Below are 22384 nucleotides of genomic sequence, written 5' to 3' on the forward strand. Positions count from 1 at the left end.
TTTGCGGTCCTCCGGGCTTTTTGGAAGCCGTTCATCGGACAGCTTGCATATGATACCACCCCGCGCCCCATTTGTCAACCCTCTTTTTAACATTTTTCTAAACAGGCTAAAGAGCCGGACCACCCAATAGGACAGTCCGGCTCTTTAGCAAATTGGTATTAGAAGCAGAATTACGCCTCGTCGGCCAGAGCGGCCACATTCGTCTCTCCGGTTCGGATCCGAACGACCCGCTCGACATCATACTGGAAAATCTTCCCGTCGCCTGGGCGGCCAGTATAGAGGGCACTCTTTGCCGCAGCAATCACCGCCTGCGGCGAAACGGTAGAAACAACGATATCCACCTTCAGCTTTGGCAGCAAATTCATGTTTACGGGAATTCCACGATAGAATTCGGTTTTTCCCTTCTGAACACCGCAGCCCATAACCTGGGTAACAGTCATGCCGGTCACACCGATCTGCGACATTGCCGCCTTCAACGCTTCAAAGCGGTTCTGGCTGCACACAATGGTCAGCTTGGTCATCTTTGTCCCATCCGGTCTTGCGGGCGCCGGTTCCTCCGCCACCGTGGAAGCTGGGACTGCGTCCGCGTCAGTCCCATTCAAAACCATGGATGTAGCAGGGACCCAGTCCGCATACGCGGAAGCCAGACCGTGCTCGGAAATATCCAGCCCCTCAATCTCTTCCTCTGGCGTGCAGCGCAGGCCAATCGTCTTTTTGATAACCGTAAACACCAGAAAAATCACAACCGCCGTATAAGCAGCCACGCTGGCAACACCCAGGAGCTGCACACCCAGGAAGTGAAAGCCGCCGCCGTAGAGCAGACCGCCATCGGTTGCCAGCAGCCCTGTCAGAATTGTACCGGTAGCGCCGCATACGCCATGAACGGAAATCGCGCCCACAGGATCGTCGATCTTCACAACCTTATCGAAGAATTCCACGGACAGAACGATCAGGAAACCACAGACAATGCCTATGATCGCCGCCCCCACGGGAGACACCATATCGCACCCGGCGGTAATGCCCACCAGTCCTGCCAGCGCGGCATTGAACGTCATGGACACATCCGGCTTTCCATAGCGCAGCCAGGTAAAAATCAAAGTTGTGACGCAGGCTACCGCCGCCGCCATATTGGTGTTGAAAAATACCAATCCCGCAGAGATCATCGCGGCATCAGAATCCATTGCCACCGTGGAGCAGCCGTTGAAACCAAACCAGCAAAACCAGAGAATGAACACCCCCAGGGCCGCAATGGAAAGGTTGTGTCCGAGGATGGCCTGGGGCTTGCCCTCGGCATCGTACTTTCCCAACCGTGGCCCCAACATCGCCGCGCCCACGCAGGCGCAGACTCCGCCAACCATATGCACTGCCGTAGACCCCGCAAAATCATGGAAGCCCAGCTCGCTCAGCCAACCGCCGCCCCAGATCCAATGGCCGGAAATGGGATATAAAAACAGAGATATACAGGCGGAGTAAATACAGTAGGCCGAGAACTTGGTCCGCTCTGCCATAGAGCCGGAAACAATGGTGGCAGAGGTTGCACAAAACACGGTCTGAAAGATTACAAAGGCCCACTGAGGCACGCCGCCGGGAAGGATGTGGCTGTAATCCCCAAGGATCAAAGGATCCAGCTTTCCGAAAACAGCCGTACCCGCGCCAAACATAACGCCGAAGCCCACCAGCCAGAAACAAGGCGTACCGATGCAGAAATCCATCAGGTTTTTCATCAGGATATTGCCCGTATTCTTTGCCCTTGTAAAGCCCGCCTCACACATGGCGAAACCGGCCTGCATAAAGAACACCAGGGCCGCACCCAGCAGAACCCAAATGGTGTTAACGGATGAATATTCCATAACTCTTTCCTCCTTGCTTATTTCCATCAATAGCAAAGACTCGAATGGCCACTCAAATCAAAAAGGCGCTGGTCCCTTTGCCGGGATCAGCGCCTTTGCTTGATAGGGTCAGTATACTCACAATTCATGAAATGTCAACAGTGCTTTCTGATTTTTGTCGAAATGCATGAATTATTTACCATTATCTCCTATCATTTTGAAAGTCTCACAATGAAGTCTTGCAAATCACGCACAGAGGTTTCCGATAACCAGCGCATAAATCATTGCCGTTTTCAGCAGCTGGTTGATTCTGGCCCGTTCATTTGCCCCGTGGAGGTGGGAATCAAAGTCATGTTCCCCAGCGCCGAAAGCCACGCCGCCGGGAATCTCGTGGACATAAGTGCCTCCGCCAATCGCTTCGCAATAGCCCTTGCGGCCCGTATAAGTCTCATAGGCAGACAGCAGCGTCTTGATAAAGTCCGAATTCCCATCGACCGCATGGGCAGGACCCAGCTTGCCTTCACATTTCCAGCCGAAGGCGGCCATGCGCGCTTCAGTTACCCGACAGGTATTCTCCTCCGTTGCGCACAGGGGATCCCGGGAATCGAAAATCCCCCAGAAGCCTTCTGTATCCAGATGCACCATAGAGAAGGTCAACGTCAAGCAGCCGGAGACCTTGTCTTCCATAGCAATACCCATTGCTTTGCCCCGGTTATCCCCATAGGGGAAGCATTCGTGGAGCTGCCGGACAGTCTTCTCCGCGGCTCCCTCCGCCAAAGGCAAGGCGCACAGTGCCTGCAAAGTCGCCGTAATGGCGTTTTTGCCCTCGTCCGGCGTAGACGCATGGGCCTGGACACCCACGGCGGTGATTTTTGCGGTATTGCCCTGGAATTCCGCCGACAGGGAGACGCCGGTCTCCCCGGATACCTGCTTCAGCACAGCCTCCAGCTGAGCCTTGTCCGCGTTTTCCAGCAGGCATGTGCAGTTGGCCGGAGCCACATTCACTCGGATGCCGCCATTCAGTGCCAAAACGCGGATCCCAGGAGCCTCCGTTCTCTTCCAGGACGCGGAGAATCTGGGACAATAGTGGGCTTTCTCAATATTGGTTACAGGAAAATCCGCGTCAGGAGACAGGGAATAGGGCGCAAACGGATGGGACGCGTAATAGTGCTCGATATCCTCGGAGCCGGATTCCTCGTCCGTGCCCATAATGAGCCGGACATTTTTCGTCAGCGGGATGCCCAGCTCCCGGACGCAGCGCATGGCAAGAAGCGCCGCCACAAGGGGCCCCTTATCATCATCCGTACCCCGGCCATAAATAAGGTCGCCATCCCGCACCAGGCAATAGGGATCCGTATCCCAGCCATCCCCCGCGCCGACTACATCCAGGTGCGCCAGAATGTGCAGGCCGTCCGCATGCTCGTTCAAATCGGCGGTTCCCACATACCCTTCGTGGTTTTCCGTCCGGAAGCCCCAGCGCCGTGCCAGCTCCAGCGCCCTGTCCAGCGCCTTGGCGGGGCCTTCGCCAAATGGCATCCCAGGCTTTGCCTCAGAGCGGGTGGACTCCGCCGCAATCAGCGGCGCAAGCGCCTCTACCAGCTCGTCCTCCCGTCCATGCATCCAGTGTCTGATTTTTTCTTCCACAGTCATGATTTACTCCTCCTGTTTTTTCTTCATTATAGCGTGTTTGATAAAAAAAGCAATGATATCCCACACAAGAGCCTCTGAAATCAAGGCGAAATCCTTGACCTTTTCCGCGGCAGACGATATAATAGCAGTATCTTCTATATAGACAAGGAGCGTTTATCCATGTACTATTCCATGACCGTTGCGGGCCTCAAGCGGGACCTGCCCATTTGTCCTGTCAATGAGAACCTGTCCATTGCCGGTTTTGTCATTTTCGGCGACCAGGAGCTGACCGTGGCCTGTGCCCGGGAGCTGCTGAAAAAGGCCCCCGAATATGACTACATCATCACCGCCGAAGCCAAGGGCATTCCTCTCGCCCACGAAATGGCCCGTCAGGCCGGCGACGCTAAGTACTTTGTTGCCCGGAAGGGTTCCAAGCTGTACATGCGGGACACCTTCGGCGTGGCCGTCCGTTCCATCACCACCGACCGGGAGCAGCACCTGTACCTGGACGGCGCTGACGCCAAGCTCATCAACGGCAAGCGCGTCCTGATTCTGGACGACGTGATCTCCACCGGTGAGAGCCTGAGCGCTCTGGAGGCCCTGGTTGAAAAGGCCGGCGGCATCATCTGCGGCCGCATGGCCATTCTGGCCGAGGGCGACGCCCAGAAGCGGGACGACATCATCTACCTGGAGCCCCTGCCCCTGTTCAACCCGGACGGGACGGTTAAGGCGTAAACGAAGCGCTGTTTCCCCTGCCTTCATTGAACCACTCCACATCGCTGCGGATAGCCAACTCCGCATTGCAGTCACGCCAAACAAGGAAAGGCCCTTGCAGCCAGTAATCCAGGCTGCAAGGGCCTCATTTTGGGAACAGGCTTACCCCAGCCACATGAACAGCCCATACAAGATGAGCAGATGCAGCGGGTAGAAGATGTAAAACGCCCAGGACATCGCCCGGCTTTTCGTGCGCTTCTGCCCGGAATACAGGGCTATGGGTGCCATGGCCAGCGCGCCGAAAAGCTGAACGGACACGCTGACGCCAAAAATCACAATACAGGCGCTGGACATCATGCCGTTGATCAGCAGCATTCCTGCTGTCTGGATCCAGACGCCTCCGGGAACGCCTCTGGTGAGACCAAACAGAGCCATCAGCAGAATACCATCCCCGCCATAACTCAGGTGCAACCAGTCCGCCAGAAAATAACAGGATGCCACAACCAGGAGCTTCTCAACCGGCTGCTTTCCCTTTTCCAACAGGAAAAGCATCACCGCGCCCAGAAGAAGCAGCCACAGCACATTCTGATGTAGCCAGATATTCCGGTTCCCATACAGCACAAAGTCGTAAATCGGCTCCGACAGCACCGCCATAATCCCAAGCCGCAGGAAGTACTTCCCCGCGTTTCCTGTATGCGCAATCCCCTCCGCAATCAGAAAGCAGTAAATCGGGAACGCCAGCCGTCCGATTACCCGCAGCCACATAGGCAGCCCGAACACTACCGCCATGTGATCGATCAGCATGGTCAGGCAGGCAATCCCCTTCAGCCACTCCTGGCACAATAACCCCCGTTTTTTCATACGCAGCGCCTCCTTTTGGAGCCATTATACCATCTCCCCGTTCTGAAAGTAAACCCAAATAAATTGCTATTGCTTTTTGGGCCGGAATCCTGTATAATACGAACTGAATCCGGGTGTAGCGCAGCTGGTAGCGCGCCTGCTTTGGGAGCAGGATGCCGCAAGTTCGAATCTTGTCACTCGGACCAAGCAGAGTGTCCTTATAGGATCTGAGTATCCTGTAATGGACACTCTGCTTTTTGTTTCCCGCAAAGTTCATAGGTAACAGAAAAATCAGGGCTCTGAATGGGCTGACTTTCAACACCATTTATGTGGGTATGAAGCTGAGGATGAGAAAAACGCTGCGTTGCCAACGCGGCACAAATAGCCGGCGCTTCAACGCCAATCAGCTCTACTCCATCATGGATCATATCTTCCTGTAACGGGAGGCTTACCTAACAGTTACGCTCCGGGCATCCTGCTTTGCTCTTGTCAAGCAATAGTAGGCACTTAAAAAGAATATCTACAGGAAGCCCAGTTCGGTCTTGTACTGAACCGGGCTTCCTGCAGATCATCAAGTTGTAGACATATTCAGTATATTCTCATTGATATCCAGTTTACGGACGGCAGCCCTGCCGTCCGCAAAAGCTTATTCAATGTCCAGCTCTGCCGTTACCTGGTAGTAGTCACAGGCGTGGGCAGTGTAGTTCTTTACATTTTCCCCGGAAATCATGTTCATCTGCAGGAAGGAGCAGAACACATAGGCGTTGTCGTCCAGAATCATCTGCTGGAGTTTTACGGCTATCTCACCCCGCTTGGCAATGTCAAATTCCTTGGACAGTTCTTCAATCAGGGCCGTGACCTCCGGGTTGTCATAGGCACCGAAGTTGTAGCTCATGCCGGGGACGCAGGAGGTGGTGAAGAAATACTGAGGATCGCCGGATGGTGCTGTGACCAAAGCAGAGGCGTAAATGTCCCAACTGTCCATATCCGCCAGAAATTCCCGGCGGTTGGCGGTGCAGTTGATGTCCACGTCCATGCCGATTTCTTTCAAAGAGGCCTGAGCAGACTCGGCAAGCAGGGGAAGCTCCTGACGGCTGGGGTAGGTCAGCCAACGGATGGTAAGCTTTACGCCGTCCTTCTCCCGGATGCCGTCGCCGTCAGAGTCTACCCAACCGGCTTCTTCGAGAATGGCCTTAGCCCCTTCGGGATCATAGGTCTCCGTCTTTACATGCTCACCGCCGAAAGTACTGAACCCGTCAGGAAAAGCACCGTTGGCGGGGACTCCGTGGCCATCCAGCAGGGTCTTTACAAAGCCCTCTTTGTTGATGCCCATGGCGATGGCCTTGCGGACGGCGGCATCCTGAATGACGGGGCTGGTCATATTCATGGAGCCAAAGAACGCCCGGGAGGTCTGGATGGCGGAGAACTGATAGCCGCCGTTTTCAAAATTGGGGTAGGCTTCATAGGCCATGCCGTAGGCAGCATCGATATCCCCGGCCTGCAAGGCGGCGGACAGGGTATCGCCGTTGCTAAGGGTGCGGATGGTCAGCTCGTCCAGCTTGGGCGTTCCGTCCCAATAATACGTATTGGGAACCAGAGTCAGATGGTCGTCCGTAACCAGCTCCTTGACCACATAGGGGCCGGTACCGGCCACAATACCGTTATCAAAGTCAGAGGCATCCACATCAATGATGCAGCCGTAGGGATCTCCCAGATAGTTCATCAGGGCGGGGTTGGGTTCGCTGGTGGTAATGGTCAATACCTGGCCGTCTGCCTGGACATCCACGATTTTGGTGTCGCCGGGAGCTCGGTCGTGGTTTTCCAGCAGATGCTCCAGGCACTGCTTTACCGCCGCGCCGTCCATCATCCGGCCGGAGGAGAACTTCACACCCTCCCGGAGCGTAACGGTCCAGGTGCAGTTGCCGTCGTTTGTCCAGTCTGTCGCCAGCCAGGGCTCCAGCTCCATGGTGTCGGTGTAGTGAACCAGCGTTTCGCCCACGCCGTAGCGGATGCTGGCCCAGCCATTGTAGGTCCGGTGGGGGTCAACAGTCTCTTCCCAATTCTCGGAGTTAAAGGTGGTGTCACCGATGACCATGGTCTTCTTTGCGGCGGTCTGGGCCGTGCTGCCGCTCTGGGTAGTCGTTTCCGTCCCGGATTTGCCGCTGCCGCAGCCGGCCAGCATCAGCAGGAGCAGACAGGCTGTCAAGAGAAAAGCAATTGTTTTCTTCATAAGTTACCTTCTTTCTGAAAACGGTACTGCCGCGCACATTTTTTGGGGGCAGACCGTTGGCTTACAATATGCTGTCGATCAGTCGCCTTGTATAGTCGTTTTTGGGGTTGCAAATCACGTCATCGGGAGTCCCCTCCTCCACAATACGCCCGTGATACATCACCAGCACCCGGTCCGCAAACTGCTGAACCAGAGAAATGTCGTGGCAGATGAACAGGATGGACAGGTTCCGGCCCTGCCGGGCCCGGAGCGACTTCAACAGATCGATGATCTCCTTCTGCACGGTCACATCCAATGCTGAGGTGGCCTCGTCACAGATGAGCAGCTTTGGTTCAATGGCCAAGGCTCTGGCAATGGCCGCCCGCTGGCATTGGCCACCGCTGACCTGATGGGGGTAGCGGTCCGCGAATTCCCTTGGCAGGCCGCATTTTTCCAGCAGGGTTTCCACCCTTTCCCGGGTTTTCTTCCGGGAAACACCGGCGTTGCGCAGGCTCTCTCCGATACCGTCCCCCAGGGTGCGGCGGGGGTCAAAGGATTCCGTAGGGGTCTGAAACACCATTTGCATGGTTCTGTAAACCCCATGAAGTTCTTTTCCCCTCAAGTGGGTGATGTCCCGCCCGTCCAGGGTGATTTTCCCGGAGGTGACATCCACCAGCCGGGAGATCATATTGACGGCGGTGGTTTTGCCGCTGCCGCTTTCGCCAATGATGGCCAGACACTCCCCGGGAAGCAGGTCAAAGGAGATGCCCTTTACCGCCGTAAAATCCTCCCGGCCTTGCCGGGAAAAGACTTTGGTCAGGTTTTCAACTTTCAAAATCGGTTCCATGGTTACCTCCGCAGCTTCGGCACGGCAGCCAGCAGTGCCTTGGTGTAGTCCGCCTGGGGATTCGTCAGGACCTCCTGGGTTTTTCCGTATTCCACGGCTTCTCCGTCCTTTAACACCAAAACCCGATCCGCCATGGCACCAATAACGCCCAAATTGTGGGCCACCAGAACGATGGCCGTTCCAAAGGTCTTCCGCACCAGCAGCATTTCCTCCACCACCTGCTTCTGAATGGTCACATCCAGAGCGGAGGTAGGCTCATCCGCAAACAGAACACTGGGCTTCAGCAGCATGGCCGCCGCAATGCCAATGCGCTGCTGCATACCGCCGGAAAGCTCAAAGGGATAGCTCTCCAGAATGCGTTTTCCGTTCTCAAATCCCAGCTTTTGCAGCATTTCCATGGCCCGGGCTTCAAAATCCGCCTTGGAAATCCGTTCATGCTCCCGCATGGTTTCGTATAGCTGGACTCCCACGGTCCGGATGGGACAGAAGGAACTGCCCGCGCTCTGGAAGATATAGCCCAATTCCGGACCGCAGAGCTTGCGAAGTTCCTTTTGGGGCAAATCCGGAAGATTCTTCCCCTTGTACCAGATATCTCCCCGGGTGACACAGCCCTCGGTCTCCAGCAGACCCATAGCCGCCTTGATGAGGGTGGATTTGCCGCTGCCGCTCTCTCCTACAATACCCAGTATTTCTCCCGGGGCCAGTGTGAAGCTCACATCCCGGACCGTGGGCACTCCCAAATAGGAGATGTCCACATGCTCGTATCTTAATAATTCTTCCATATCGTCACCTCCGGCTCTTGGGATCCGCATAGTCCCGGATGGTGTCGCCCAGCAGGTTAAAAATCATCACCGCAATAAAGATGGCGATGCCGGGGCTGAACGTGATCCAGGGGGAGGTGGTCATCAGGCTCCGGGTGTCGCTCATCATGCTGCCCCATTCAGGAATGGGAGGCTTGGCTCCCAACCCCAGGAAGCTGAGAGCCGCCAATTCCATCATCATGGTGCCAATGTCCAACATGGAAGTGACCAAAATCGGCCCCAGAATATTGGGCAGGATGTGCTTGAGAATGATTTTCCCAGTGCCGCTGCCGGAAAGCCGCACCGCTTTCATCCACTGGGTCTCCTTTTGGGCAAGGGTCTGGCTTCTGGCGATCCGTGCGTACTTGGGCCAGGAAATGGCCACCAGAGCGATAATGGCGTTTTGCAGTCCGCCGCCCAGAGAACCCGCCACCGCCAGAGCGAATACAAGGCCCGGAAAGGCCAGAAATACGTCAGAAATACGCATCAGCACCGTATCCACCCAGCCGCCGGTCCAGCCGCAGGTAACACCCACCGCCGTTCCCAGGGCAGTGATGATTGCTACCAGCAAAAGGGTGGAAAAAATACTGGCCCGACTGCCCGCAATGACACGGGACAGCATATCCCGTCCATACCGATCCGTGCCCAAAAGGTGCTGGGCACTGGGGGCCTGCTTGGCAATGGAAAGATCCTGCAAATAGGGGTCGTAGGGCGTGAGATAAGCGGAAAAGAAGGAGCAAACAACCAGCAGAACCGCCAGGGTTCCAAAAATAATCAAGCGCATTTTGACCGTGTTTTTACGGAGCTTTTGCTTGCGAACGGTTACCTCGCTCATCCCTCCTGCACCCCCAATCGAATTCTCGGGTCGAGAACATGGTAGAGAATGTCTGTAATCAGGTTCACCATCACATAGATAATGGCCATCCAGACCACATAGGCCTGAATCATGGGATAGTCCCGCATGGTGATGGAATCCACCGCCAGCTTCCCCACACCGTCCCACATGAAGATGCTCTCAATAATGGCTGTACCGCCCAGAAGGCTGCCGATGGACAGAGCCAAAAGGGTGACGATGGTCAGCATGGAGGACTTGAGAACGCTTTTCCACAGGGTCACGCTTCCCCGAACGCCTCTGGCCTTGGCTCCCAGCACATAGTCCTTGTTCAGTTCCTCCAGCACCGTGGCCCGCACCTGCCGCATGTACTTGGCGGACATGGCAATGGCCAGAGTCAGGGTTGGCAGAACGGCGCTTTGCACCGTGGTTCCCTTGGAAATCACCGGCAGCAGCTTCCAACGAATGGAAAACAGCTGCATGAGAAGCAGGGCCACAAAGAAATTGGGCAGGCTGTTTCCCACAAAGCTGAAAACCCGCAGAAAATAGTCCGTAAACCGGTCATGCTTTACTGCCGCCAAAATCCCCAACGGAATGGAGATTACCACCGTGGCCACAATAGACAGCGCCGTCAGCAGCAATGTTGCCGGCAGCTTGGACACAAAGGTTTGAAACACATTCTTTCCGGAGACATAACTCACGCCCATGTTTCCCGTGAGAAGTCCCTTTAGCCAGCTGCCGTACTGGACGAGGAAGGGCCGGTCCAGCCCCAGCTCTGCCCGTTTGGCATCGATGATCTGCTGGGACACCGCGCCTTTGTCGCCGTACATCTCTGTGACCGTATCGCTGCCAGCCAGGCGCATCATCGCAAAAGATAAGAATGTAATGCCCAACAGCACCGGGATCAGCTGCAGCAGGCGTTTGCCAATATATTTCTTCAAATCAATATCCCCTTGTTTTGGTTTTCCACAGCACTTGTGGAAAACCCGTTACCGCGTCCTGTCTCATTGTGAAAAAAATACCGCGCATCCCAGCATGGGTGCTCATAAGACAGTAATTCTAAAAATTACGATTATGGCATCTGTCAGGCAGGGTTGGCAACGAAATAACGGGTATCTGGTGAAAGCCGGATACCCGTTATTTTTTTGCCGTCACGAAAAGCAATGGATTTATTCACAGCTTTCAGGTATAATTGCCTTAAATCAATCCTATCCCATCCATTCTGAGATTTTTTCAAAAAATCTCAAAAAACTTTGGAAACATTGGAACAATTCGGCCCTTCTCATGCCATATATAGTAGAGGGCTGAATACAGAAGCGATTGGAGGTGACGCTGATGGACAAGCAGACGGGCCCGAAAGGTTTTCTTGTGGTGCTGCCCGGTGAGATCATCAAGATACCGCAGGACAGCGAAAAATCATGGCTGACGCTGTTTTACAGCTTGCCGCGAGAGCTTGCGGAGAAATGGAGACCAGCCTATGAGCTGCCCCGCTGCCCGTATGAGGTCTTGCGGACGGACAAATATGACCACATCGTATGTGATGATATGTTCAAGCTGCTTGTGTGGGATTGCTACGCATGGTGCGCATGGCAGTTTTTCCAAGTGAAAGACCGCAAGAGCAACTACCGTGACATTCCCGGCAACTGGAATCAGTATGCAGGGTATTTTCCCTTGTGGAGGCTGTCGTACAGCATCATCCCCTACATCCGAATGAAGTTCGAGCAGAACGGGCTGGGTTTCCAAAACCTATACAACATCCCGCAGGGCGTGGAAGTGCCCTGGCTGACCTATCAGCAGTTCAGCAATCTGATCGGCAATGTCACCGACATGGTGATTGCGGAACAGAACTGGCAGCCAATGATTGACGCGATCTGGGAGAATCGCACCGTGGAGGACTACGAAACTACCAGCAGCACCGTTAAGACGGATTTCATGCGGAAGTGGCATCATAACCGCTCCGGCAAGGCTATTTCTCTTGACGAGATGATGGAGACCGAGGACGGCGATATTTTTGAGGTCGCTGATCCTCGCGGCGAGTTTGAACAGAAAGTCATTTCCAAAATGCAGATCGCAGCCTTTGCCGAGCAGAGCATTAGCGGGAAAGACCGGGAGATATTGAAGCTGCGCATGGACGGCTTGACCGAACAGGAAATTGCAGACAAGGTTGGCTACAAGACCGCCAGCGCAGTCCATAAGCGGATCGCCAAGATCGCCGGTGCTTATGAGGATTATGTGACAGCGGAGTATCAGAAGTATTTGGACAAGTAAACAGACGCAGAAGCGGCAGCAGTTACCGAAATGGTAGCTGCTGCTTTTTCATGCGGGAAAGGAGAGTTTATGGGCAGAGAACCATTTGAAGCCATGCCCGATGTGATGGACGCAAAGCAGCTTGCGGAAGCGTTGCAGATTTCCAAAGCGGGCGCATACAACCTTTTGAGCAGCCCGGACTTCCCGACCTTGCGGATCGGCGGACGCAAATTGGTGATGAAAACTGAGCTGGTAGAGTGGCTGAAAAGCCGCACGAATCGGAAACCGTGAAAACACGGTCAAGAGCTGGAAAAGTGATAAATCAGCCGATAGGACAATGTGAAATGTACTCCGCATCGTTTGGGGCGTTTCCATCGAAAAATCGCATCACTTTTCCAATTCAAGAGTTGGGAAAAATCTACGAAAATCAGGAGGTTTTATGAGAACAGGGCTTACCAAGAAGCAAAAGACAACCGTGATTTATTTTGACGAACATAGTCGCATCATCGAGGTGCAGACCCACAACACCGATCTCAAAAAGCGGCTGGCGGCATTTGCGGCAAAGTACCCGCAATGCTGCCGCCAGACCGACGATGACGAGCAAGGCGGGCTGACCTTTGAGATTGAGAAAGGGCGGCTGAGTTTTCGGCTGACCGCACCGTATAGCGAGGAACGTCGCAGGGCGGCAAGTGAGCGAGCACAAACAAACGGGATAAATGGAAAAGTAAAGAAGTCGGGGCAATCATTACGTTGATTTATTCACACTTTCGTGATACACTATTAGATAGTATTTCATATGGCGGAGGTAAGTTAATGGCGGTATGTTATGACAGATTATTTCACAGAATGATCGACAAACGTATGACAAACGCTCAACTTATGTCGATGGCGGGGTTTAGTCCCAATATAATTACTCGCTTGAAGAGAAACGAGTATATTTCCCTTGAAAGCATAGAGAAAATTTGTGTTGCCTTAAATTGTACTACTGATGAGATTCTAGAGTTTGTCTCGAATGATAATGGAGTCCAAGAAAATGAGTAATCAAGAGAAACAATGGAAAGCGATTAGTTTATTTGCAGGTGCAGGTGGGTGTTCGTTAGGATTTAAAAATGCAGGAGTTAATATTCTTGCAGCATTTGAAAATGCGGAACCAGCAATCATAACTTATAATGCAAACTTTGGAAATAACATTTGTCGCAATGTGGACTTAGCTCTGTGTGATTTTCAAACGCTACGAAATGATCTCGGATTAAAACGCGGGGAATTAGATTTAATTATAGGCGGCCCTCCTTGTCAAGGTTTTACGACTGCGGGAAATCGTTTTTGGGATGATCCACGCAATAAGTTGGTACAAAATTATGCACAAGCCCTTGATGTATTCTATCCCCGGTGGTTTATGATGGAGAATGTTGAAGGCATATTAACAACAGCAAAGGGTACTTATATTGTTGAATGTATGAAGAAGATGATTCTCCTTGGGTACACAGTGAGTTTAAAAAAAGTGTATATGCAAGAATATGGTGTACCGCAGCGAAGAAAACGTGTCATTATTGTCGGCAATCGCGAAGGTAAAGAATTTGATTTTCCTAAACCTATTGAGCATGCATCAGGAGCAATATACAAAGATTCATCATTTACTCTGAGAGATGCAATAAGTGATTTGGAGTCATGTGATATTCCCGAAATCGATCATATTCGAAAAAGAGAAACAGGAATACAGTTAGAGCGAATCTCTTCTTTAAAGATCGGTCAAACAATGAAAGATTTACCTCAGAGTTTGCAGCATGACTCTTTCAAGCGTAGAGCATCGAGAAGAGTATGCGATGGAACCCCTTCCGAAAAAAGAGGCGGTGCACCATCCGGTTTGAAACGATTATCATACGATGAGCCGTGTTTGACGATAACAAGTGCTGCACCATCAGAATTTGTCCATCCGACACAAAACAGGACACTTACAATCCGAGAATGTGCCAGAATACAGACATTTCCAGATGCTTTTTCGTTTTACGGAACGGACGCACAGAAAATACTTCAAATTGGGAACGCTATCCCACCTGTATTTGCAGAACAAATGGCAAAGCAAATCATTAAGTGTGATGAGAATACACCCAATGAAGAGCGCCCATCGTTGGCAAAATTTGATGTAACTAAGGCAACCGCCAAGAGCCCTGCCTTGCAAAAAACTTGCGAAATGTTAAGCTCATTACAAATCCACGAATATGAGCAAATGCGAATGGAGGTATAAAATATGCCAGTAACCCGCCAACAACGAGTTTTTTACAAAACATTTTCACAGCATGGTTCTGGTACTGCTATGGTAGAGATCGAGCCAAAAGATGTTGTTCTGCTTATCCATATTGCTTACTTGGATATTTTTGAGAATGAGCCGGATTGGTTTTCTGAGCCGTTTTATCAACTTGCCAAAGAAAGTTTTTATACAATCACCCCGGAAAAGGTCGCAGAGTTACCTGGTATGACAGTGGAAGACGCTATAAACTATCTGCAACTCTCCGGTGCTACCAACACAGAAAATGTTATATATCTTTATCTGAAAAATCTGTCCGAACTTTGGCGCAGACGATTTAAGTTTTATAACATTCTAAAAACTCAACCATTTCCGTTGACTGAGCAAATAGGGCCGAGGTGTTTACTGGAATACGGGAATTGTGAAGATGCACTGTTGTTCTCTTGGATGAGTTGGCGAAAGCTCATATATGACATTGATAACCGCAGTGCGCAGGAAACAGGATATTTATTTGAACCAATTTTAGCGAGTTGTCTTGGTGGCGAGCCGGTGTCACATAGATATTCCCCTGTTAAGCGCATTGATGATAATGGCAATCCAACAAATGAGGGACGCCAAATTGATTGTTATATCGAAGAATCAAGAGAGGTTTATGAATTAAAGTTGCGTGTAACAATTGCGGCCAGTGGGCAAGGACGATTTAGTGAGGAAATGAGTTTTCCTTATGAAGCTCGCAGAGCTGGATTGACCCCGGTTCTTATAGTATTTGATCCAACACCGTCCCCACTTTTGGATCGTCTCAAAGCAAAGTATGTTGAGGAAGGTGGTCGATACGCAATCGGTGAAGAGGCATGGAATATGCTTACAGACCGTGCAGGTAGGGAGATGGGCAAATACATCATTAAGTACATTAAACCGCCTATAAGTAGAATGGAAGAAGTAAGACTTTCCACTCCATCCAATATTCGGCTTTCGGCATCCGGGGATTGCTTCACTATTGCTGATGAATTTGGAAATCGTTATTCCATTCCTCGAAATGAGGCTGCTGAGTAATGCAATGATGCCTTATGGTTATATCATAAACAGATTAACTATGGGAAGGAGGTAAAAACATGAGAAATGCGTTGTCGCTTGAAAATCTCACAGGCATTTTCCGAGTAAGTCCTAAAGAACCTTCACGCATTATCAATCGTGAAGGGACAACCATAGAGTTTAAGGAATCATACAATCATGGCAATATGGCGCAATATTTTAAGGCAATGGCAGCTTTCGCTAATAATCAGGGAGGTTATATTCTCTTCGGTATTGGAGATAAACCTCGGCGTTTGTTAGGTCTTAAAGATAAAAGCCTTTCTCAATTCGAAGAACTCAAGGTTGAGGACTTCACGAAAGCATTGCTTGACTACTTTTCTCCCGAAATCAAATGGGAGCATTGCACGTTTGAATTTCATGATATGAGTTTTGGTGTTATATATGTTTACCCGTTAATGCGCAAACCGTGCATCTGTAAGAAGCATTATGACGCTCAAAATGCTAAATACTCCCTAAAGGAAGGCGATATTTATTATCGTTATGGTGGGCGCTCTGAACGAATCCGATATGCAGAATTAGCCTCAATTATTGATGAAGCACGAAGATACGAAGAACGTCAATGGTTAAACTTTGCAAAAAAGGCTGTGCGCATTGGCGTTTCAAACGCTGCACTTTTGGATTTGAAATCCGGTAATCTGTCAGGAACCAATGGTTCTGTAGTAATTGATAGTGAACTCCTCCAAAAGCTTGCTTTTATTCAGGAGGGTAAATTCGTTGAAACAGGCGGAACTCCTACGCTTCGGCTAATTGGTGATATTACAGAAATCTCTACCGGAAAAGTTATCGTAACAGAAACGGCAAGAAAAGTTGTGCGGGCAATTGAACCCAGTGATATTGTTCGAGTATTTTTGGAAAACAAGCAAGTTGATGAACCAATAGAATATATCAAAAGGATATGTTCTGCAACTTCCGCAAATTACCCGATATACTTTTTCATACAGAGAGCTTCGATTATAACTTCAGATGCTATTTCGTTGGTCAAGAGTACCACAAGCAGAGGTGTTGCAAAAGGAAAACTTATTGAAAGGCTCGAAGGAAAAGTTATTCCTCAGAACAGATTGCCGTCATCTGCAACGAGTGCTGGAGTAAAGAAGGAGTGCTATCGTCAACAGTGGCTAACAGAGTCTATTCCAGAAACGATAGAAGATGTGGGGTATTGTATCGATGCCCTTTGCTGCTTGTCAAAAGAGGATTTTGCTAAGCATGATCAGTATATTCGTGCGACAATGTTAAGAATATACAATGACGAATATGAAAAATCGTCATCACTTGTTGCCTCAAATATTCGTAAAGCTATTTGCAGAATTGATGAGGCAATTTACCTTGGGATTTAAGTACATAAATCCCTTTGGAACAAAGGGCGCACTTCTATACTCCCCTGACGGGAGTATGTGCGCTCTGCGAGGCAGACAGCCCGGACAGACAAATGTCCGGGCTGTTTTGCGTCACTTTGTTCCGAACAAGGGGCTGCACCCCTTGCGCTGCCACAGCAGCTATCCCAGCGCACTTTGCAGCGGAAACAGTCTGCTGACGCAGACCATTCCCACCGCAAAGTCTGAAAAATCCATCCCGTAAGTCAGACCGTCTACCGAAAATGTAGGCGGTCTTTTTCTATCCATTTTTATATCAGTCAGGAGGTTGAAATCATGCACGAAAAAGAAATTGAGAAGCTGCAAGCCGAGAAAGAAAACATCGAGCGGCAGCTTGCGCAGGAGCAGCACAAAATCCAGCGGCTTGAAAACCGCGCTGCCTACTATGCAAAGGGAGAACGGCGCAAGCGGGCGCACCGGCTTATCACCCGCGGTGCTGCGATCGAGAGCGTCGCACCGCAGACAAAGGATTTGAGCGAAGCCGAGTTTTACACTTTTGCCGAACAGGTCTTTACTCTGCCGGACACGCAAAGGCTGCTCACGGAAGCCGTCAGCCATCACGCAGGAGGTGATTGACCATCGCACTCTTTCATTTTCATGTGACGCAGATCAAGCGCAGTGCGGGGCAATCTGCCGTGGCTGCTGCCGCCTACCGTGCTGGGGAAAAGCTGCACAGCAAATACTACGGCGAGATCAGCGACTACACCCGAAAAGGCGGTGTGATCTGCTCAGAAATCCTTTTGCCGTCCCACGCCCCGCCGGAGTACGCAGATCGTGAAACGCTCTGGAACGCGGTGGAAAAAGCCGAGCGCGGGAAGAAAGCCCAGCTTGCGTACAGCTTTGACATTGCCTTGCAGAACGAGTTTTCCATGCAGGAGAATATCGCTCTGGCAAGGCAATTTTTGTTGGAGAACTTTGTGAGCCGAGGGATGGTGGTGGACTTTGCTGTTCATTCTCCCGACAAGGAGGACGTCGGCATTTCCAATCCGCACTTTCATGTCATGTGTCCCATTCGCCCTTTGGACGAACACGGCAGATGGGGCAACAAGCAGCGGCGGGAATATGTGCTGGACGAGCATGGGGAGCGTGTTCTGGACGAGGCGGGCAACTATGTGTTCAACGCCGTCCCCACGACGGACTGGGGCAAGCCCGAAACGCTGGAAGCGTGGCGGCAGGCATGGGCTGAACTGTGCAACGCCAAGTTCGCAGAGAAGAATTTGGGCTGCCGCATCGACCACCGCAGCTTTGCCCGTCAGGGTGTGGAGCAGATCCCCACCCAGCACGAAGGTCCCACCGTCCGGGCAATGGAGGCAAAGGGCATCCGCACCGACAAGGGCGATCTCAACCGTTTCATTCGGAAAACCAACGCGCTGCTGCGTGAGGTAAAGGAAAAGATCACCGCGCTGATCGGCTGGCTGAAGGACGTAAAAGCTGAGCTTGCCAAGCCCCAGCCACCCACGCTGAACGATCTGCTGGCGCTGCATTGCGCCAATCGCAACAAGGGCGCGTACAGCAACAAGGCGAAGAACGCCAACTTGCAGCGTTACGCCGAGGCGTTCAGCTTTCTGCAATCCAAGAATCTTTATACCGTGGACGATCTGGAAAGTACGCTTCACGCCATGCAGGACAAGATCGATACGCTGAAAAAATCTGCGTCGGCAAAGCAAGTTCGTATCAAGGAGTTGGACGAGCTGCTGCGTATGGTGGACTACTACAAATCCGGCAAGCCCGCTGCGGATAAGCTGAAATCCATCCGCTTTGAAAAATCACGGCAGAAATACAAAGCCGAACACGATAACGAGTTGCGGACGTTCTACATGGCAGAGCGCAAATTGAAGCCGTACTTCAAAGATGGCAAGCTGCCTATCACCGCATGGCGCAGGGAACGTAAGCAGCTGGAGCAGGAATACAGGGACATTCAGACGGAGCTTTCGCCGCTCCATGTCGACGCGAAAAAGCTCTGGATAATTCATTACAACATCTACGAGGTGCAGCATGAGCAGGAGCGCCAGAACGCCGCAACGCGGCAGAAAAAGCAGGAAATTGAACACTAATTTGAACAGAAAAATCAGGAGGTACTTATGAACACCGATAAGCAAACCGATAAGCAATTTGAACACGAAATCGACCCTGATCTGCTGGCAGAAATCGAGGAATGGGAAAAGGCAGACCACGACGAGCCAGCGGAATATTACTTCTCCAATCCAGACCCGTATCTGAAACCGCAGCCCCTGCCGCCCGACCATCCCCGGCACAACTGCTACTTCAACGAGGACGGACATCTCTGCGTGAAAAATCTGTCCGCATTCTGGCTGCCGGAGTTCACCTTGCAAAAGGAAATCGGCGGCACAGTCTACACCGTCACAGGCAGCTATGACGGCGTGGAAACGCTGGACAGAAAGATGGAACGTATTATGGGCGAAAAGTTTACAGAAAAGATGGAGGATTCTGAATGACAAATACGCAGTCTCTTGGTACAATAGAAGCAACCAATCCTGTACTGGCAGTTGCCCCTTTGAAGGAGGAAACAGAAATGTTACGGGCAACTGATAAAATCACCGCGCTTTACTGCCGCTTATCCGTAGAAGATTTGAAAGAGGATAAGAAGGGCGGCAAAGAGGACGAATCCAACAGCATCCAGAATCAGAAAATGATCCTGCTCCAATACGCAAAGGAGCACCGCTTCCCGAACCCGACCTTTTTCGTGGACGATGGGTATAGCGGCACGAACTTTGACCGTCCCGGCTTTCAAGCCATGCTTGCGGAAATCGAAGCGGGCAGAGTGGCAGTCTGCTGCACAAAAGACCTATCACGACTGGGGCGTAATTCCTCGCTGACAGGGCTGTATATCAACTTCACATTCCCAAAGTACAATGTGCGCTATATTGCCATCAACGACCATTTTGACACCATCGACCCCAACAGCACCGACAGCGACATTGCGGGCATCAAGAACTGGTTCAACGAGTTTTTCGCCAAAGACACCAGCCGCAAGATCCGTGCTGTCAATAAGGCAAAGGGCGAGCGCGGTGTCCCTCTGACCGTCAATGTTCCGTTCGGCTACCGTAAAGACCCGGAGGACAAGACAAAGTGGGTTGTGGATGAAGCGGCAGCATTGGTAGTCAAGCGCATTTTCAAGCTGTGCATGGAAGGGCGAGGTCCGATGCAGATTGCAAAGCTCTTGCAGGAGGAAAAGGTACTTAACCCCACCACCTACAAGAAGCGCGAGGGCATCAAGACACCCAGCCCAGAAACCGCTGATCCGTACCATTGGAACACCAATACGGTCGTTCACATTCTGGAACGGCGGGAGTACACGGGATGCACCGTCAATTTCAAGACCTACACCAATTCCATCTGGGACAAGAAACAGAGGGAAACGCCCATTGAAAAACAGGCAGTTTTCTACAACACCCACCCGGCGATCATTGAGCAGGAGGTCTTTGACAAGGTGCAGGAGATTCGCCAGCAGCGGCACCGCAGGACAAAGACGGGCAAAAGCAGCCTGTTTTCCGGTATGGTCTATTGCGCTGATTGTGGAGCAAAAATGCGCTACTGCACCACCAACTACTTTGAAAAGCGGCAGGATCATTTTGTATGCGCCAACTACCGCAGCAATACGGGAAGCTGTTCGGCACACTTCATCCGTGCGGTCGTTCTGGAAGAATTGGTCTGGATGCACATGAGAACTGTGATTTCCTATGTCAGTCGGTATGAGGATCATTTCCGTGCCGTCATGGAGCAGAAGCTCCGGCTGTCCAGCGAAGCCGCGATCCGCGGACACAAGAAGCGGTTGGCACAGGCTGAAAAGCGGCTGGGAGAGCTTGATCGTCTGTTTATCCGCATTTATGAGGACAATGTGGCAGGGCGCATCACAGACGAAAAGTTCTCTATGATGAGCAAGGCCTACGAGGACGAACAGGCACAGCTTAAAGTGGAAATTCAGACTTTGCAGCAGGAAATCGAAGTACAGGAACGACAGATTGAAAACTTGGAGCAGTTTATCCAGCGGGTACGCAAATACGAGGACTTGGACGAGCTTACTCCCTATGCGCTGCGGGAGCTTGTCAAGGCGATCTACATTGAAGCCCCGGACAAGTCCAGCGGCAAGCGGCATCAGGGCATCCGCATTTCCTATGACCTTGTGGGCTTTATCCCCGTGGAAGAACTGCTGGAACAGGAAACGGCGTGACCGAAGCCACGCCGTTCCTGAGAAAATACGATATTACTTTCTTATGACCCCCGACCTCATAGCGCGGTGCTTTTTCACAAGTAAAAGAAATGAAAGGGACGGCGGTATGTTATGGCAATATATTAGCACACAACAAATTCCGGCGGAAGCCCCCCCGGGGGTTTCAGGATGCCCGGAATCAGGAAAAAATATCAGAGAACTTGTAACAAAACGCTTTTCAAGGTATCTTATAGGCAAAGGAGGCGATGCGATGGAAGACTATCAGGCTATTTACACGCAGTACTTTGAAGACGTCTACAAATACCTGCTGACTCTGTGCCGGGACCCTGTCCTTGCGGAGGAGATCACCCAGGAGACCTTTTTCAAAGCACTCAAAGCACTGGATTCCTTCCGGGGACAGTGCAGGCTCTATGTGTGGCTGTGCCAGATCGCAAAAAACACCTATTTTACCTATTTGAAAAAGCACAGAGAGCCGGAAAACCAGGCACTCCGCACGGACTCCCCCGAGGAGGGCCTGCTGCAAAAAGAGTCCGCCTTTGCCATTCATCAGATTCTGCATACTCTGCCGGAGCCTTACAAGGAGGTCTTTTCCCTGCGGGTGCTGGGAGAACTGTCCTTCCGGCAGATCGGCACTCTCTTCGGCAAGACGGAAAACTGGGCCCGGGTCACCTACCACCGGGCCAGACTGAAAATCAAGGAGGAACTGCAATGAATTATCCCTGCGAGATGATCCGTGACCTTTTGCCCCTGTACCACGACGACGTATGCAGCCCGGAGAGCCGCCGTGCCGTGGAGGCCCACTGCGCCGGATGCGCCGACTGCCGGAGAATACTGGAGGAACTGAACACGGAGCCGGAGCCGGAAGCGCTGACCCGGGAGGCCCAGCCCCTGGCGCCCATCCGGAGGCGCTGGAATCGGGAGCGGCGGAAGACTCTGTGGATTGGTCTGGGCGTCGCCGGGGCGCTGGCACTGCTGGTCATAGGCAATCACCTTCTGCGGCACTGGTACTGCGTTCCCATGGGCAAGGACGACCTGGTGCTGACCTCCGTGGTGGAATACGCCGACGGATGCGTTGAATTCATGTATGACGATCTGTACGACCTGAACTATTACAGCACCGACATCGAGATCGGCAGCGACGGAAACGCCTACGTCTCCGCCTACCGCCCCATTCTGGCGAAACGGACGGACACCCCCCACCGGATGGGCAGCGCCGGCATCGGCTTCGACCCGGACAGCCCCTTCGCCTGGCTGAGCGATGAACGCGTCCCCGCTGAAAAAATCTACCTGGGCATCAAAAACGACCCGGAAAACTGCATCCTGGTCTGGGAAAAGGGGGATACCATCTCCCCCGCCACGGAAGCGGAAAACCAGGAACACATGCGGATACATGTGCAATAGCGCACAGAGGGGCTGTTGCAAAATAAGGTTTTCTGTAGGGGCGGCAACCTGCCGCCCGTTATCTCACGGAATTACGCACTTAATTCTAGCGTTCTGTTCCGAAAGGCAGCGGGCGGCTGGTAGCCGCCCCTACAGGT

General features: G+C 52.0%; 23 protein-coding genes and 1 tRNA gene. 15 read left to right on the forward strand and 9 right to left on the reverse strand.

The annotated features are described in order from the left end of the window. Positions 1-170: 170 nt before the first annotated feature. Positions 171-1850 carry an ammonium transporter gene (locus tag KQI10_RS00930; protein WP_216565509.1) on the reverse strand — a complete coding sequence of 560 codons (1680 nt, stop codon included), beginning with the start codon at positions 1848-1850 and terminating at the stop codon, positions 171-173. A gap of 225 nt (positions 1851-2075) precedes the next feature. Further along, positions 2076-3479: a Sapep family Mn(2+)-dependent dipeptidase gene (locus tag KQI10_RS00935; protein ID WP_253285033.1), complete on the reverse strand. Its 1404-nt coding sequence runs from the start codon at positions 3477-3479 to the stop codon at positions 2076-2078. A 159-nt stretch (positions 3480-3638) separates the two neighbouring features. On the opposite strand from KQI10_RS00935, the gene KQI10_RS00940 reads away from it, so the two are divergent. After that, complete coding sequence (locus KQI10_RS00940; RefSeq protein ID WP_216565511.1) at positions 3639-4193, forward strand: phosphoribosyltransferase family protein; 555 nt, start codon at positions 3639-3641, stop codon at positions 4191-4193. A gap of 141 nt (positions 4194-4334) precedes the next feature. On the opposite strand, the gene KQI10_RS00945 is transcribed toward KQI10_RS00940, so the two are convergent. Beyond that, complete coding sequence (locus tag KQI10_RS00945) at positions 4335-5033, reverse strand: TraX family protein (protein WP_216565513.1); 699 nt, start codon at positions 5031-5033, stop codon at positions 4335-4337. A 109-nt stretch (positions 5034-5142) separates the two neighbouring features. Here KQI10_RS00945 and KQI10_RS00950 point away from each other — a divergent pair. Next, positions 5143-5218, forward strand: a tRNA-Pro gene (locus KQI10_RS00950). A gap of 12 nt (positions 5219-5230) precedes the next feature. Here the strand turns inward: KQI10_RS00950 and KQI10_RS00955 are convergent. From KQI10_RS00955 to nikB, 6 genes are all read right to left on the reverse strand, one after another. Continuing rightward, a complete protein-coding gene (locus tag KQI10_RS00955) occupies positions 5231-5440 on the reverse strand; it encodes a hypothetical protein (protein WP_216565514.1) in 210 nt (69 codons plus the stop codon). Between the two features lie 218 nt (positions 5441-5658). After that, entirely contained in the window at positions 5659-7242 is a 1584-nt protein-coding gene (locus tag KQI10_RS00960) for an ABC transporter substrate-binding protein (protein ID WP_216565516.1), read from the reverse strand. Positions 7243-7303: 61 nt separating this feature from the next. Further along, a complete protein-coding gene (locus tag KQI10_RS00965) occupies positions 7304-8068 on the reverse strand; it encodes an ABC transporter ATP-binding protein (protein ID WP_216565518.1) in 765 nt (254 codons plus the stop codon). Between the two features lie 2 nt (positions 8069-8070). Beyond that, positions 8071-8850 carry an ABC transporter ATP-binding protein gene (locus KQI10_RS00970; RefSeq protein WP_216565519.1) on the reverse strand — a complete coding sequence of 260 codons (780 nt, stop codon included), beginning with the start codon at positions 8848-8850 and terminating at the stop codon, positions 8071-8073. Between the two features lie 4 nt (positions 8851-8854). Beyond that, on the reverse strand, positions 8855-9703 hold the full coding sequence (gene nikC, locus KQI10_RS00975; RefSeq protein WP_216565520.1) for a nickel transporter permease: 849 nt from the start codon (positions 9701-9703) through the stop codon (positions 8855-8857). Then, the gene (nikB, locus tag KQI10_RS00980) at positions 9700-10641 is read right to left on the reverse strand and encodes a nickel ABC transporter permease (protein ID WP_216565521.1); all 942 of its coding nucleotides are present in this window, start codon (positions 10639-10641) and stop codon (positions 9700-9702) included. The genes nikC and nikB overlap by 4 nt, the downstream gene beginning before the upstream one ends. Before the next feature lie 394 nt (positions 10642-11035). Between nikB and KQI10_RS00985 the strand changes: the two genes are divergently transcribed. From KQI10_RS00985 to KQI10_RS01045, 13 genes are all read left to right on the forward strand, one after another. Further along, positions 11036-11968: an RNA polymerase sigma factor gene (locus KQI10_RS00985; RefSeq protein WP_216565522.1), complete on the forward strand. Its 933-nt coding sequence runs from the start codon at positions 11036-11038 to the stop codon at positions 11966-11968. 69 nt (positions 11969-12037) lie between these two features. Continuing rightward, the gene (locus KQI10_RS00990) at positions 12038-12238 is read left to right on the forward strand and encodes a helix-turn-helix domain-containing protein (protein ID WP_216565523.1); all 201 of its coding nucleotides are present in this window, start codon (positions 12038-12040) and stop codon (positions 12236-12238) included. A 148-nt stretch (positions 12239-12386) separates the two neighbouring features. Then, entirely contained in the window at positions 12387-12701 is a 315-nt protein-coding gene (locus KQI10_RS00995) for a hypothetical protein (protein WP_216565524.1), read from the forward strand. A 59-nt stretch (positions 12702-12760) separates the two neighbouring features. Beyond that, positions 12761-12988: a helix-turn-helix transcriptional regulator gene (locus KQI10_RS01000; RefSeq protein ID WP_216565525.1), complete on the forward strand. Its 228-nt coding sequence runs from the start codon at positions 12761-12763 to the stop codon at positions 12986-12988. Then, positions 12981-14192: a DNA cytosine methyltransferase gene (locus tag KQI10_RS01005; RefSeq protein WP_216565526.1), complete on the forward strand. Its 1212-nt coding sequence runs from the start codon at positions 12981-12983 to the stop codon at positions 14190-14192. Before KQI10_RS01000 ends, KQI10_RS01005 begins: the two co-directional genes overlap by 8 nt. A gap of 3 nt (positions 14193-14195) precedes the next feature. Beyond that, positions 14196-15245: a hypothetical protein gene (locus KQI10_RS01010; protein WP_216565528.1), complete on the forward strand. Its 1050-nt coding sequence runs from the start codon at positions 14196-14198 to the stop codon at positions 15243-15245. A gap of 59 nt (positions 15246-15304) precedes the next feature. Beyond that, positions 15305-16618 (forward strand): ATP-binding protein, encoded by a 1314-nt coding sequence (locus KQI10_RS01015; RefSeq protein WP_216565529.1) that lies wholly within the window; start codon positions 15305-15307, stop codon positions 16616-16618. Positions 16619-16930: 312 nt separating this feature from the next. Then, complete coding sequence (locus KQI10_RS01020; RefSeq protein ID WP_253285034.1) at positions 16931-17230, forward strand: DUF3847 domain-containing protein; 300 nt, start codon at positions 16931-16933, stop codon at positions 17228-17230. A gap of 2 nt (positions 17231-17232) precedes the next feature. Beyond that, complete coding sequence (gene mobQ, locus KQI10_RS01025) at positions 17233-18708, forward strand: MobQ family relaxase (protein WP_216565536.1); 1476 nt, start codon at positions 17233-17235, stop codon at positions 18706-18708. A 27-nt stretch (positions 18709-18735) separates the two neighbouring features. Next, positions 18736-19110, forward strand: coding sequence for a hypothetical protein (locus KQI10_RS01030; RefSeq protein WP_216565530.1), 375 nt, complete (start codon positions 18736-18738; stop codon positions 19108-19110). A gap of 77 nt (positions 19111-19187) precedes the next feature. Further along, positions 19188-20846: a recombinase family protein gene (locus tag KQI10_RS01035; protein WP_253285036.1), complete on the forward strand. Its 1659-nt coding sequence runs from the start codon at positions 19188-19190 to the stop codon at positions 20844-20846. A gap of 250 nt (positions 20847-21096) precedes the next feature. Continuing rightward, positions 21097-21558 (forward strand): RNA polymerase sigma factor, encoded by a 462-nt coding sequence (locus tag KQI10_RS01040; protein WP_216565532.1) that lies wholly within the window; start codon positions 21097-21099, stop codon positions 21556-21558. Further along, positions 21555-22247 (forward strand): zf-HC2 domain-containing protein, encoded by a 693-nt coding sequence (locus KQI10_RS01045; RefSeq protein ID WP_216565533.1) that lies wholly within the window; start codon positions 21555-21557, stop codon positions 22245-22247. The genes KQI10_RS01040 and KQI10_RS01045 overlap by 4 nt, the downstream gene beginning before the upstream one ends. Positions 22248-22384: the final 137 nt, after the last annotated feature.

Source organism: Pseudoflavonifractor sp. MSJ-30, from assembly GCF_018918045.1.
Taxonomy (GTDB): domain Bacteria; phylum Bacillota; class Clostridia; order Oscillospirales; family Oscillospiraceae; genus Faecousia.